The 14,508-nt window shown below is 59.6% G+C and carries 9 protein-coding genes; 1 reads left to right on the forward strand and 8 read right to left on the reverse strand.

All coding sequences use genetic code 11. The annotated features are described in order from the left end of the window. Positions 1–9: 9 nt before the first annotated feature. The gene (locus JIO00_RS22060) at positions 10–1,230 is read right to left on the reverse strand and encodes an aspartate aminotransferase family protein (RefSeq protein ID WP_010457244.1); all 1,221 of its coding nucleotides are present in this window, start codon (positions 1,228–1,230) and stop codon (positions 10–12) included. A 286-nt stretch (positions 1,231–1,516) separates the two neighbouring features. Between JIO00_RS22060 and JIO00_RS22065 the strand changes: the two genes are divergently transcribed. Continuing rightward, positions 1,517–6,382 carry a dermonecrotic toxin domain-containing protein gene (locus tag JIO00_RS22065; RefSeq protein WP_200666834.1) on the forward strand — a complete coding sequence of 1,622 codons (4,866 nt, stop codon included), beginning with the start codon at positions 1,517–1,519 and terminating at the stop codon, positions 6,380–6,382. A 2-nt stretch (positions 6,383–6,384) separates the two neighbouring features. On the opposite strand, the gene JIO00_RS22070 is transcribed toward JIO00_RS22065, so the two are convergent. The 7 genes from JIO00_RS22070 to acs form a co-directional block, all read right to left on the reverse strand. Further along, on the reverse strand, positions 6,385–7,365 hold the full coding sequence (locus JIO00_RS22070) for a GlxA family transcriptional regulator (protein ID WP_010457247.1): 981 nt from the start codon (positions 7,363–7,365) through the stop codon (positions 6,385–6,387). A 247-nt stretch (positions 7,366–7,612) separates the two neighbouring features. Then, positions 7,613–8,377 (reverse strand): ABC transporter ATP-binding protein, encoded by a 765-nt coding sequence (locus JIO00_RS22075; RefSeq protein WP_010457249.1) that lies wholly within the window; start codon positions 8,375–8,377, stop codon positions 7,613–7,615. A 27-nt stretch (positions 8,378–8,404) separates the two neighbouring features. After that, positions 8,405–9,517, reverse strand: coding sequence for a M14 family metallopeptidase (locus tag JIO00_RS22080; protein WP_200666835.1), 1,113 nt, complete (start codon positions 9,515–9,517; stop codon positions 8,405–8,407). A 1-nt stretch (position 9,518) separates the two neighbouring features. Beyond that, positions 9,519–10,217 (reverse strand): ABC transporter permease, encoded by a 699-nt coding sequence (locus tag JIO00_RS22085; RefSeq protein ID WP_010457252.1) that lies wholly within the window; start codon positions 10,215–10,217, stop codon positions 9,519–9,521. Further along, positions 10,214–10,903, reverse strand: a complete 690-nt coding sequence (locus JIO00_RS22090; RefSeq protein WP_010457254.1) for an ABC transporter permease — start codon at positions 10,901–10,903, stop codon at positions 10,214–10,216. Before JIO00_RS22090 ends, JIO00_RS22085 begins: the two co-directional genes overlap by 4 nt. A 91-nt stretch (positions 10,904–10,994) precedes the next feature. After that, complete coding sequence (locus JIO00_RS22095) at positions 10,995–11,768, reverse strand: ABC transporter substrate-binding protein (RefSeq protein ID WP_102595633.1); 774 nt, start codon at positions 11,766–11,768, stop codon at positions 10,995–10,997. 700 nt (positions 11,769–12,468) lie between these two features. Beyond that, positions 12,469–14,424 (reverse strand): acetate--CoA ligase, encoded by a 1,956-nt coding sequence (gene acs, locus JIO00_RS22100; protein ID WP_200666836.1) that lies wholly within the window; start codon positions 14,422–14,424, stop codon positions 12,469–12,471. Between the last annotated feature and the right edge of the window lie 84 nt (positions 14,425–14,508).

Below are 14,508 nucleotides of genomic sequence, written 5' to 3' on the forward strand. Positions count from 1 at the left end.
AAGGGTCTATCAGGCTTGCGTCAACTTGGCCACAGCGCGTTCGAAGCGGTCCAGGCCCTCGTCGATGTCTGCGTCTTCAACCACCAGGCTTGGGGCAAAACGCACCACGTCGGGGCCGGCTTGCAGAATCATCAGGCCTTCACGCTCGGCGGCGTTGAAGACGTCTTTGGCCTTGCCTTTCCAGGCGTCGCTCAGTACACAACCGATCAACAGGCCCATGCCGCGGACCTTGGTGAAAATGCCGTACTTCTCACCGATCTGCTCAAGGCGCGCCTTGAACTTGGCATGCTTGGCCTTGACGCCGGCCAGCACTTCAGGGGTATTGACCACGTCGATCACCGCTTCCCCGACCGCGCACGCCAGCGGGTTGCCGCCGTAGGTGGTGCCGTGGGTGCCGACGACCAAATGCTTGGCCAGGTCTTCGGTGGTCAGCATCGCCGCGATCGGGAAACCGCCGCCCAGGCTCTTGGCGCTGGTCAGGATGTCCGGGACTACGCCGTAATGCTGATAGGCGAACAGGTGGCCGGTGCGACCCATGCCGGTCTGCACTTCGTCGAAGATCAGCAGCGCGTTGTGCGCGGTGCATAGATCGCGAGCGCCTTGCAGGTACTCAAGCTCAGCCGGGATCACACCGCTTTCGCCCTGGATCGGTTCCAGAACCACGGCGCAGGTCTTGTCGGAAATGGCGGCTTTCAGCGCAGCCAGATCGTTGTACGGCACGTGGGTGATACCGGTGATCTTCGGACCGAAACCATCGGAATACTTGGACTGGCCACCGACGTTCACGGTGAACAGGGTACGGCCGTGGAAGCTGTTGAGCGCGGCGATGATTTCGTACTTCTCGCTGCCGAACCGATCAAAACCGACGCGACGGGCCAGCTTGAAGGCGGCCTCGTTGGCTTCGGCGCCGGAGTTGCAGAAGAAAGCACGCTCGGCAAAGGTGGCGTTGACCAGCTTATGCGCCAGGCGCAAGGCCGGCTCATTGGTGAACACGTTGGACACGTGCCACAGCTTGTTCGCCTGCTCGGTCAAGGCACTGACCAGCGCCGGGTGCGCATGGCCCAATACGTTAACGGCAATCCCGCCAGCGAAGTCGATCAGCTCGCGGCCAGACTGGTCCCAGACATGGGAACCGGCACCACGCACTGGAATGAATGCGGCAGGCGCGTAGTTGGGAACCATTACCTGGTCGAAATCGGCGCGTTCTACCGCAGCGTGCTCAACGGACATCGGAGTCTCCTGAAGAGGAACACTCGCCGGAAACTGGCGAGCGATGGGGGGATTGTAAGGACAGTTTTCAGCCCGGCCTTGCCGCCAAGCGACAACTTCTTATAGCGCAAACCCCGGTTTCAGCCGGGTTTACGGCAATGCGACATATAGGGTCGCAAAGGCGCAGTTTAAACCGCCGGCACAGGTTATAGGCAGGCTTGTCGAGCGGTGCGGTAAATATGTACCGCACCCGCCCCGCCATCGTCTGTTTTGCTGGCGACTCATCCAAACGCTAAGGGAATAGCGCATGAGTCGACACGAAAACGATCGCCCTTCAAATGTCGGTGGCAATGAATCCGCCACGCAACCGGACGATCACTACCATCATCTGTTCAACAACCTGCCGACCTGGGTATTGGAAGCCTCGCCCGCGACACGCGATGCCCTCAAAACCGCCTCGCTTGCCGCGCCGCACTGGCACGGCACCGCGACATCCCTGCAACACCAGTCGCTGAAAAAGCTCAGCCAGGAACATTGGACCCAGCGAAATCGTCTGGACTCAACGCTGTCGAGGCTGCAAAGCGCACGCGCCTTCGCCGAAGCGTTGCTAAGCGCGGCCTTGAAAACCCGGTTTGATCTGGAACTGGACGTTAAAACCACCTTCCTGCGCCTGTACATTCCACAAGCCGTGCCCTGGTTCGGGATCAAGACGGGCGCTGCGCGCACCTGGACCGTGTCGCTGCTCGACGCCGCCTTGCATAACTTTCAGGCATCGGAAATGGCGGCGGATGCTTACGAGCCCGCCTCGACGTTCATTACCGAACCATCGCCCGCAGGGCAGTTCGATACGCTGCCGGCGGTCAAACAGAAACTGACCATCGCTGCCTTTGTGAGGCTGTGCCGGGAACTGGACATCGGCGCCCGCTACACCACGTACCTCAAAGACAATCTGGGGCTGACCAACCCGGTGGCCGGCGCGATGTTGAAAGCGAAGGTGATCAGCTCGCATAAAACGGCACTCAAAGCCGCGCTACAAATGGCTCAAATCCGCAAGGATATTCCAAAGGATGCCTATCACTCGATCCTGCGCCTTGTGGAAGGTCGTTCCGGGGCGCGACTCAATGGCCAGCCGCTGTACGGTCATGACCTGACCCTCATGTCCTCCTCCCTGACCGGGATTGTCGTTTTCGCGCCGAGCCTGGAGCGCGCGCGCAAGGGAACACGGATCATTGCCTACATTCCCGACGATCCCGAGCACCCGCTCAAGGAGTACCCGAACACCCTGGCGTTCATGACCGAGCTGACCCGCAAGCTACGCGCCCCGGCCTACCAGACGTTCTTCAGCCGCTTCGTCGAGCATAAGGAAAGGGGCCCTTTTTTTGCTGATCTCAACCGCCGCCTCCAGCACGTGACCTGGCATCAACACAAGCGTGGCGACCCACTGCCGAGCTGGCGCGAAACACCCATCGACAGGCCCAACCTGCGGTTTTCAATGACGCCGTTCAGCGCGGACCTGTGGAACTATCTCTATCAGCGCCAACTGAACAAGATCCTCAACGACGCCAGCACGCTGGCCGTCTCCACCGCCTCCGCCGACCGAAATGCGCGCTGGGCTTTGTGGGATGCCGTCAGCAAAGTAGCTTCGACGCTGCTTGAAATCGCAACATTCGTGGCATTGCCGTTCGTCCCGTTTCTTGGCGAAATAATGCTGGGTTATATGGCTTACCAGTTACTCGACGAAACCTTCGAAGGCATCGTAGACCTGGCCGAAGGACTGAAAACAGAGGCGGTCGGGCATTTGATTACACTCGCTGAAACAGTGGTTGAGGTGGGCACATTCGCGGTGGGTGGTGCGATCGCTGCCGGCGCCTTCAGCCGTTTGCTTTCGCGCGAAGCGGTCGCGCTGGTCGACCCGCTCAAACCCGTCGCAACGCCGAAAGGAAAAACCCGCTACTGGAAGCCGGATCTGACCCCTTACGAACAGGCACAGCGTTTGCCCGAAGGCGCCAAACCCGATCAGCTTGGCCTCTATCGCCACGGGGGCAAGACGCTGCTGCCTCTGGAAGGAAAACTGTATGCCGTGAAACCCGATGGCACCTCCAACGCGTTTCAGATTGAGCACCCGACCCGCGCCGATGCTTATCAGCCTTCTTTACTGCACAATCACCACGGCGCCTGGCACACCGAGCTGGAACAACCGCTGGAGTGGGATCGGGAAACGGTCATGCGTCGAATCGGCCAGGGTGTCGAGTCGTTCAGCAACGCCGAGCGCGAGCAGATCCTGCGGGTCAGCGGTTTCCACGACAACGCCGTGCGCGAAATGCATGTCGAACATTACCGCCCGCCTTCGCTGCTGACCGACACGATCAAGCGTTTCAAGATCAACCGGGACATCGACACCTTTATCGAGCAGATCGGCAGTGATCAACCCGAGCACTACCGAAAGGCTGATTCGACCCTGCAACATCAACTGCTGAGTGGCTACGACGGCTGGCCTGTCGACACGCCAATGCCGACAGCGCAAGCCCAAACATCAGCCTTCAGACAACGGACCGCAGAACTGGCCCGGGATTACCGCAAATCGCTGTTCGATCTGCGTTATCGCGCGTTGGAAAAAACCGATGACCTGCGGGTTCAGCGGCTGATCGATGATGTGCGGGGGTTACCTACCGATATCGCCGAGGAACTGGTGAGCAATGCGTCCGGCACAGAACTGAAACAGCTGCACAACGGCCGCACGCCACAGCGTCTAAAGGATGCCGCGCTCAAAGCAATGGAGGCCGTGCGTGCCATCCGAGCCTCTGAAGGTTTTTATTCCGAAGCGCTGGACACCACCGACACCCACCGACTGGCCTTGCAAAGCCTGAACTCACTGCCCGATTTACCAGCCGGGTTGCGTATCGAAGTGCGGGACTACTCGGCCGAGGGGGCTTTGCGCGACAGCATTGGCCAACCCGATGCGCCCCTACAAAAAATACTGGTTCGCGCTGAAGACGGGACTTACCACGTACACCAAGACTCGGATTCGTCGCCGGAGGATTTTTATCAGGCCTTGTTCCGGGCGCTGCCGGATGCGCAACGCAACAAGTTGAACCCTTCGATCACAGATGCCCAGGCACTTAAACAACGCATCGCCGAACACGCACTGGAGCAACCGGCCTTACGCAGGCTGTTTGCAAAAAATCCCCATCGGAAACCGTTCTATGACCCGACCACCATGCGCCTGCCCGGTGGTACCGAGGGCTACAGTCGAATCGCCCGCGAGACACCGACGCTCAACGACCGGGTTCGCGAGGTTTACCCCAACCTGCCTCAGGAAGAAATGCAGTCCATTGTCCAGACACTGCAACTTCATCCCGATGGTGCTCGCGTAGAACTTTCACGCTTGAGGAGGGAGTTGGCCCGACTGCATCAGGACCTGCGCGCCTGGGTCAGTGATTCCCCCACAACCCATCCTGAAACCGGAAGCCCGCTCAGCGAACTGGATCAACAAGCCGAGCGAAACAACCGCCGGTTGCTGGCCCAGGAAATCCAGCGCAGCTGGCGTCGACAGTCCGACCGGGATTTCGACACACCGGAGGGGGTGACCCAATATGTGCTCAGGTTTGCAGAGCCGATCCTCGGCGACTTGCCGTCGTTGACTGCCGATTTCAGTCATGTGTCGCAGCTGTCCCTGGAAGGCACCCGCAGCGCACAGGCCATTCCCGCGTTTCTACGAGGTTTCAGTGGGCTGCGCCGCCTGGAATTGCGCCGCTTTTCCCTGAACACCCTCCCCGACGCCATCAGCCAAATGCCCGACCTTCACGCCTTGGTCTTGAGCGATTGCGGCATCCGGGTCGACGCCGCCACGTGGTCGAAGCTGGCGTCAATGAAGCAACTGGCCATGCTCGACCTGTACAAAAATCCGTTTGAAACCCTGCCGCATATCGACACGATGAGCGAGCTGGCGCACCTGGACCTGAGCGACACCCGCCAGACAGGGATTGCGGCCAGCCTTCTGCAACACCCGAAGCTTCAAACCCTCCTGCTGATGAACAACCACATCAGCGAGTTGCCTGCCGGGTTATTCGAGAGTTCGCTTTACGACAAGCGCGGCCTGCACCTCACCAACAACCCGCTGTCGAACAGCGCGCGAGAATTGATCAAGCAACACCACTTCGAAACCGCCTACGACATGGGCGTCTATGCACCCGAAGCCGATATCGATCGGGTCAAGGCGCTGTACCCCAGCATGGAAATCGAGCAGGCGAGCGAGTTCGTCTACGAATTGCCGGGGACTCTGGAGGATGGCCGCAGCTATTTGACGCGCCTTGAACAAGAGCTCACCCAGCTGAAAAACGATTTGTCCGCATGGACCGCCGATGTTCCGCAGCAGGACCCGGTGACGGGCGAACCGTTCAGCGACGAGCAACTCGTTGCCGAGCAAACGAACCGCGACGAATTCAAGCAAGCGCTCGAGAAGTGCTGGCAGCGCGAGTCGGAACTGGATGAGTTCAACGAAGCACTTGAGCCGACGTTCGAACTCAGGGTCCGTCCGGTCATCAATGGAGAACTGCCGACCTTGAGTGCGGATTTCAGCCATGTTTCCGCGCTTGAGGTTGACAGTGCCGAGGGCGCAACACGCCTGGGGCGTTTCCTTGAGTCCTTTCTCAACCTCAAAAGCCTGCGGCTGCGCGAGTGTGACCTGGGTGACATTCCCGATTCGGTGTTCAAGATGGGACGCCTGCGCTCGCTGTCGCTCCCCGATTGCCGGGTCAGCCTGTCAGCGGAGTCGGCAAGTGCATTGGCGGGAATGGAGCAGCTTGATTACCTCGACCTGAGCTTTAACCCGTTGGGGCGCACGCCGGATCTAAGCCAAATGCCCGACTTGTCGACCGTGCTGCTCAACGACACCGGCATCACTGACATACCCGACGGCCTGCTTCAGCTGGCGGATCTCGACTGGGCTGACCTGAGCATGAATGCAATAACCGAGGTGCCCAGCGACCTGCTGGAATTGCCGGTGGAAATTGCTGAAAACATCACCTTGAGAGGCAATCCGTTTTCCCAGGAAAGCCTCGCGCGACTGGTCCGCTTCTTTGAACTGACCCGTGCGGATTTTGGCGTGGAGGAGGTTATCAACCGAGGGGAAATACAGGTGTCGACCTCAGAGGGTTCCGAGATCGACGAGTAACATCAGCCGCGCTCGGACGGCACCGACGACAACTCGAATGGACTGCTGCTGCGCCGCTGGTTGCGATCTTCCCGCGGCGTGGCACCGAAGAAGTTGCGGTAGGCGCTGGAGAAATGCGGCCCCGATGAGAAGCCACAGGACAGGCCGATCTGAATGATCGACTTGCTGGTTTGCATCAACATCTGCCGGGCCTTGTTCAGGCGAAGTTCCAGGTAGTACTGGCTCGGCACGCGGTTGAGGTATTGCTTGAAGATCCGCTCCAGTTGTCGACGGGACACGCACACGTGCTGGGCGATTTCATCGGTGGTCAGCGGCTCTTCGATGTTGGCTTCCATCAGCAACACCGCTTGGGTGAGCTTCGGATGGCTGGAACCGAGGCGGTTCTGCAGCGGGATGCGCTGGCGTTCGCCACCCTCGCGGATACGCTCGACTACCAGTTCTTCCGACACAGCGCCGGCCAGTTCGGCGCCGTGATCACGGGCCAGCACGGCCAGCAACAGATCGAGTACCGACAAGCCGCCACACGCGGTCAGTCGATCACGATCCCAATCGAACAGATGGCTGGTGGCGATCACTTTAGGGAAGCGTTCGGCGAAATCGTCCTGCCAGCGCCAATGCACGGCAGCGCGGTAACCGTCGAGCAAACCCAATTGCGCCAACGGGTAGACACCGGCAGACAAACCACCAATCACGCAACCGGCACGCACCAGTTGTTTCAGCGAACTGCTGAGCGCCGGCGCGAGGGTGGTCGGCGGCTCATCGGCGAGCAGAAACAGCTTCTGGAAGTTTTCGAGCTTGCCGGCCCACGGCTCACCCGGCAGTTGCCAGGCGCCTTCGGTCGGTGGTTCGGCCTGCAAAAACGACAATTCGTAGACAACATCCGGATGCACACGCTGGGCAACACGCAAGGCCTCCTCAGCCAGCGCAAGCGTCAGTGCTTTAGTGCTGGGCCAAATCAGGAAACCAATTCGATGGGCAGTCATGGCGGGCAATCCGAAACGAAAACAGTGATGAAGGCATGGGCCAATGCTAGCCCGTAAATGAACGCAAATCTCGAAACCTGCAGCATTCCCCTGTTGGAGCGAGGCTTGCCCGCGAGAACGGTGGTTCAGTCAACATGATTGCTGTCTGAACCACCGCATTCGCGGGCAAGCCCCGCTCCTGCAGGGATTGGGACCAGCCTTTAGGTTGCGAAGCATGCACTATCCCGGTGCGCAACGGGAGTTCGGTTTACTTCAGGCTGCCCGACAGGAATTGCTGCAAGCGTTCAGACTGTGGATTGACCAGCACTTCACGCGGGTTGCCGCTTTCTTCAACGATACCTTTGTGCAGGAACACCAGCTGATTCGACACTTCACGGGCGAAGCCCATTTCGTGCGTCACCACGACCATGGTCCGGCCTTCCAGCGCCAGGGCCTGCATCACTTTCAGTACGTCGCCGACCAGTTCCGGGTCGAGGGCCGAGGTCGGTTCGTCGAACAGCATCACCTCAGGCTCCATCGCCAGCGCACGGGCAATCGCCACGCGCTGCTGCTCGCCGCCGGACATGTGGCCCGGGTAAGCGTCTTTACGATGGGCCACGCCGACCTTGTTCAGGTAGTGCTCGGCTTTTTCACGGGCCTCGGCCTTGGACATGCCCAGCACGTGAACCGGCGCTTCCATGATGTTTTCCAGCGCGGTCATGTGCGACCACAGGTTGAAATGCTGGAACACCATCGACAGGCGTGAGCGCATGCGTTGCAGCTGTTTCGGGTCAGCCGCTTTCAGCGCGCCGTCCTTGTTCGCCACCAGTTTCAGCTCTTCGTTGTTGAGCAGAATCTTGCCCGCGTGCGGCTGCTCGAGCAGGTTGATGCAGCGCAGAAAAGTACTTTTGCCAGAGCCACTGGAGCCGATGATGCTGATCACATCACCAGCCGCCGCTTTCAGGGACACGCCCTTGAGCACTTCGTGACTGCCATAGCGTTTATGCAGGTCTTGGACTTCAAGTTTGTACATGCGGTCGGTTCTCACAAAAACAGTCAGTCAGTCGTTGAGCAAGCGCCCGTGACGCAGCGCTTCGCGCCCCGCCACCTTGGCCAGCCAGAAACCGGGTTGGGCATAACGCAGCCGTTCAATGGCAAACAGCACCCCGGACGTACCAGCACACACCGTGCTGACCCGATCCGATAACGGATCGATCACTTCGAAAATCTCGTCGCCGGCTTCGATCCACTCACCGGGTTTACGCAAAAAGCTGATCACACCCGGGTGCGGCGCGAACAGCAACTCGGTGCCCTCGAACGGCATGCCTTCGCACGCCTCTTGCGCAGGCTTGGGCCATTCGCCGCTGATCAAGCCTTGCTCGGCGAGGAACGCCAGAATGCCTTCGGCATAAGCCTCGGCCTCCGCGCGACCGGTATCAGCCTGACCACCCAGTTCGATGGTCGTCGCCAGACAGGCCAGCGGAATCTGCGCATCCGGGAACTGACGCGACAAACGCAGCCACGGCAGCGAGCACGCCTCGTCAAAGGAACTGCCGCCGGAATCTTCCGCCAGCAGCCCCACTTTCACGTTCAGGTGCGCGGCGAGCGAACGCCATTGCGGCCAGTGTTGCGGCAAGGCGTACATGTGCAGCGCCGCTTCGGCATCGCAATGCAAATCCAGCACGACATCAGCGGTGCAGGCGTGGCTGAGCAAGATGCGCTGCATGCCTTGCAACTGGCTCGCCGCCGGAGGCAATGCCGCCAGTGCGTCGCTCATGGCTTGGCGGATCAAGCGGATATTGGCGTGCGGATCATCGCCCAGGTGCCCGTCCAGCTCAGCGGCCACTGGCGCGCTCAGCTCGACGAAATCGCGGTTGAAATTCTTGCCGCTGCCCGCTTCGAAACGACCTTGATGGCTGCCTTGCAACAGTTGACCGAGGCCCAGTGGATTGGCCACCGGCACCAGCTCGATCACGCCGTTGAGCAGGCCTTGGGCTTCGAGTTCGGCCAGGCGCTTTTTCAGCTCCCAGGCCGTGCGCATTCCCGGCAGTTCATCGGCGTGGAGGCTGGCCTGGATGTAGGCCTTGCGCTCGCCACTGCCGAAGCGGAACACCGAGATCTGGCGCTCGCTGCCCAGGTGGTTCCACGGCAATGAATGATCGATGCGTTCCATATCAGTGCTTCCGCGGGGCCAGATAGCCCAGCCAGCGGCGCTCGGCCAGTTTGAACAGCTTCACCAGAATGAAGGTCAGGCACAGATAGAACACGCCGGCCGTGATGTACGCTTCGAACGGCAAGTAGTACTGAGCGTTGACCGTGCGCGCGGCACCGGTGATGTCGATCAGGGTCACGATGGACGCCAGACTGGTGGTCTGCAGCATCATGATCACTTCGTTGCTGTACTGCGGCAGCGCCCGGCGCAGAGCCGATGGCAGCAGGATGCGCTTGTACATTTTGTAGCGCGACATGCCCATGGCCTTGGCCGCTTCGATCTCGCCGTTCGGCGTGGCGCGCAGGCTGCCGGCGATGATTTCAGCGGTGTAGGCGCTGGTGTTGATCGCAAAGGCCAGGCACGCACAGAACGTTGCACTGGACAGCCACGGCCACAAGAAGCTTTCACGTACCGCTTCGAACTGCGCCAGACCGTAGTAGATCAAGAACAGCTGCACCAGCATCGGCGTGCCGCGGATCACGTAGGTGTAGAGCCAGGCCGTCATGTTGACGACGGCGTTCTTGGAGACGCGCATCAAGCCCAGCGGCAACGCACACAGCAGGCCGAAAAACAGCGACAGCGCGAGCAATTTGAGGGTGGTCACCAGGCCGCCGAAGTACAGCGGCAAGGCCTCCCAAATGACGTTGTAGTCGAAGATCATAGATCAGCCGCCCTTACGCCTACCGAGTAGCGCTTCTCAAGGTGACGCAATGCCAGCAACGAGACACTGGTAATCACCAGGTACATCGCCGCCACTGCGAGGAAGAAGGTGAAAGGCTCGCGGGTGGCGTCTGCCGCCTGCTTGGCCTTGAACATCATGTCTTGCAGACCCACCACCGAAATCAGCGCGGTGGCCTTGGTCAGTACCAGCCAGTTGTTGGTGAAGCCCGGAATGGCCAGACGGATCATCTGCGGCACCAAAACCCGGAAGAACACCTGGAAACTGCTCATGCCGTAGGCCATGCCGGCTTCTGCCTGACCTTTGGGGATCGCCATGAAGGCGCCGCGGAAGGTTTCCGACAGGTACGCGCCGAAGATGAAGCCCAAGGTGCCGATACCGGCGGCCAGCGGGTTCAGGTCGATGTAGTCGTCAAAGCCGAGCATCGGCGCCACGCGGTTGAGCAGGTCCTGACCACCGTAGAAAATCAGCAGGATCAGTACCAGATCGGGAATACCGCGGATCACCGTGGAATACAGGTCGCCCAGCCAGGCCAGCCAGCGAACCGGCGACAGACGCAATGCCACGCCGATCAGGCCCAGAAAGATGGCCAGGACCATGGAGGACAAGGCGAGCTGAAGCGTCAGCCATGCGCCATCGAGGATGACAGCCCCGTAGCCTTTCAACATGATTCAGGTCCTCGAATGTTGGGATGAAAAAATGGCGCAAACCTCAGAGATCCTGTTGCTTGCGCCATTTCGGACTTGTCGCCGGGACGTGTTACTTGCCGTAGATGTCGAAGGCGAAGTATTTGTCCTGGATTTGCTTGTACTTGCCGTTCTCGCGAATGGCAGCGATCGCGGTGTTGATCTTGTCTTTCAGCGCGTCGCCCTTGCGAACCGCGATACCCACGCCGTCGCCGAAGTATTTGACGTCGGTGAAGGCCGGGCCAACGAAGGCGAAACCTTTGCCAGCGTCGGTTTTCAGGAAACCGTCATCGAGCAGCGTAGCGTCTGCCACGGTGCCGTCGAGGCGGCCAGCGGCCACGTCGAGATAGATTTCGTTCTGCGAACCGTAAGGCTTGATCTCGGCACCCAGCGGGGCCAGGACTTCGCGGGCGAAACGCTCGTGGATCGAACCACGTTGCACGCCGATGTTTTTGCCCTTGAGCTCAGTCAGGCCGTCGCTGACTTGAGTGCCGGCCTTCATGACCAGGCGCGCCGGGGTGTTGTAGTACTTGTTGGTGAAGTCCACGGATTTCTTGCGGTCTTCAGTGATCGACATGGACGACAGGATCGCGTCGATCTTGCGCACTTTGAGCGCCGGGATCAGACCGTCGAACTCTTGCTCGACCCAAGTGCACTTGACCTTCATCTCTTCGCACAGAGCGTTGCCGATGTCGTAGTCAAAACCAACAATGCTGCCGTCCGGTGCTTTGGAAGCAAACGGAGGGTAAGCCGCTTCGATACCGATTTTCAGAGGTTTTTCATCAGCGAAAGTCGGCAGGGACAGCACGGACAGTGCCAGGGCGCCAAGCAGCACGAGTTTCTTCATCTTGGGACTCCATCGGTAAAGGGCTAAAACGGCAGAGTGAGCGACAGCCCAATATGCGAATGAGTGGAACCGCAAAGCGGTGCTGCGTCGTAGGAACCGCGCGCTTTTTTCAACGCGAGCCACAACGAGCGAGTGATCGGCATTCTAACGACAGGCCCGAAGCCGATATTTCTTCAATGCGACAACTAATTACAGATGCACCGAGAAAGCCGCTTGAGCGCGTTGACAGCCCTGCAAATTCATGCAAGAGCAAAAGACAGTGAACCGATCACTGCTGCAAATTGCGGGCCTATTATTGGCAAACCCTTCTAATCCGGCAAGCGCAGCGTTGTGTCTTATTTTTTAGCCGGGCTGGAGAGGCCCGGGAGTGGGGGTTGGCGTTTCCCAATGCCCCGCATCGGAGCGCGCGGTTACACATTCAGTTACTTGAAGGGTGGAGGGTAACAGTGGGAAAGCGCCTACAAGTGAAGTCGATAATTATTGGCCGTTGTTTATTGAGTGCCTGACAGATCGCCATCGCTAGCAGGCTAGCTCCCACAGGGATCTCCAGGGGATTCGCAATTTGAAACGAGCGCAGTTCCCTCTGTGGGAGCTAGCCTGCTAGCGATGAGGCCCGACCGGCCAACACAAAAACCTCAGACAAAAAAAGCCCCATCCGGCACAACACCGGATGGGGCTTTTACTGACTCAGAGATGTCGGTTAAGCGACATTCATGATCTTGTGCTCATCAATCAAATGCTGCACCACACCCGGATCCGCCAGGGTGGAGATATCACCCAACCCATCGTATTCGGCAGTCGCAATCTTGCGCAGGATCCGGCGCATGATCTTGCCCGAACGGGTTTTCGGCAGCCCCGGTGCCCACTGGATCACGTCCGGCGAAGCAATCGGACCGATCTCTTTACGCACCCAGTTTTTCAATTCCAGACGCAGTTGCTCGCTCGGCTCTTCACCCGCGATCAACGTGACGTAGACATAAATGCCCTGCCCCTTGATGTCGTGCGGCACACCGACCACGGCCGCTTCGGCAACTTTCGGGTGCGCAACCATCGCGCTTTCGATCTCGGCGGTACCCATGCGGTGGCCGGACACGTTGAGTACGTCGTCCACACGCCCGGTGATCCAGTAGTAACCGTCTTCATCGCGACGTGCGCCGTCACCGGTGAAGTACATGCCACGGAAGGTCTTGAAGTAGGTGTCGACGAAGCGGTCATGGTCGCCGTACAGCGTGCGCGCCTGGCCTGGCCACGAATCGAGAATCACCAGGTTGCCCTCGGCCACGCCTTCGATGATGTTGCCCAGATTGTCGACCAACGCTGGCACCACACCGAAGAACGGACGTGCTGCCGAACCCGGCTTGAGGGCGTGAGCGCCCGGCAGCGGGCTCATCATGTTGCCGCCGGTTTCGGTCTGCCACCAGGTGTCGACGATCGGGCAACGGGACTTGCCCACATTCTTGTAGTACCAGTCCCAGGCTTCCGGGTTGATCGGCTCACCCACCGAACCCAGCAGGCGCAAACTGCTGCCATCAGCACCTTCAACAGCGGCTTGACCCGACGCCATCATCGCGCGGATCGCGGTCGGTGCGGTGTAGAGGATGTTGACCTTGTGCTTGTCGACGATCTTCGCCACCCGGGTGATGTCCGGATAGTTCGGCACGCCTTCGAACAGCAGCGTGGTCGCGCCGTTGGCCAATGGGCCGTAGACGATATAGCTGTGGCCAGTGACCCAGCCGACGTCGGCGGTGCACCAGTAAACTTCGCCCGGGCGGTAGTCGAACACGCGCTCGTGGGTCATGGCGGCGTACAGCAAGTAACCGCCGGTGGTGTGCTGCACGCCCTTCGGCTTGCCAGTCGAACCGGAGGTGTAAAGGATGAACAGCGCTTCTTCAGCACCCATCTCTTTCGGCGCGCAGACACTGCCCGCCACTTTCATCAGGTCTTCGTACCAGATGTCGCGATGCTGGTTCCACTTGATGTTGCCACCGGTGCGCTTGCACACGATGACTTTCTGGATGCTGCTGGTTTCCGGGTTGGTCAGCGCGTCATCGACGTTGGTCTTGAGCGGGATCTTCTTGCCGGCACGAATGCCTTCGTCAGCGGTGATGACCACTTTGGATTTGCAGTCGATGATGCGACCGGCCAGGGCTTCCGGCGAGAAACCACCGAACACCACCGAGTGAATCGCGCCGATCCGGGTGCAGGCCAGCATGGCGACCACGGCTTCGGGGATCATCGGCATATAGATAGTCACCACGTCGCCGCGGTGCACATCCTGGCCGCGCAAGGCGTTGGCGAACTTGCAGACTTGTTCGTGCAGCTCGCGGTAGGTGATGTTGCGGCTTTCGGCCGGGTCATCCCCTTCCCAAATGATCGCGACTTGATCGCCGCGCTCGGCCAGATGACGGTCGAGGCAGTTGTAGGAAACGTTGAGGGTGCCGTCGGCGAACCATTTGATGTCGACATGGTGATCGTCGAAGGAGGTCTGCTTCACCGTGGTGAAAGGCTTGATCCAGTCGAGGCGCTTGGCTTGCTCGCGCCAGAAGCCGTCCGGGTTGACGACCGACTGCTGGTACATGGCTTTGTAGGTTGCCTCGTCAGTCAGCGTATTGGCCAGAACCTCGGGACGAACGGGATACAGAGAAGCCGCACTCATCTTTCTTACCTCGGTGGAATAGTTGTTTTTGTATGGCCCCAGTTGTAGCCGGGCCGGGCCTATAGAACCATTCGACGATGGTAG

The organism is Pseudomonas sp. SW-3 (assembly GCF_016615645.1).
In the GTDB taxonomy this organism is placed as follows: domain Bacteria; phylum Pseudomonadota; class Gammaproteobacteria; order Pseudomonadales; family Pseudomonadaceae; genus Aquipseudomonas; species Aquipseudomonas mandelii.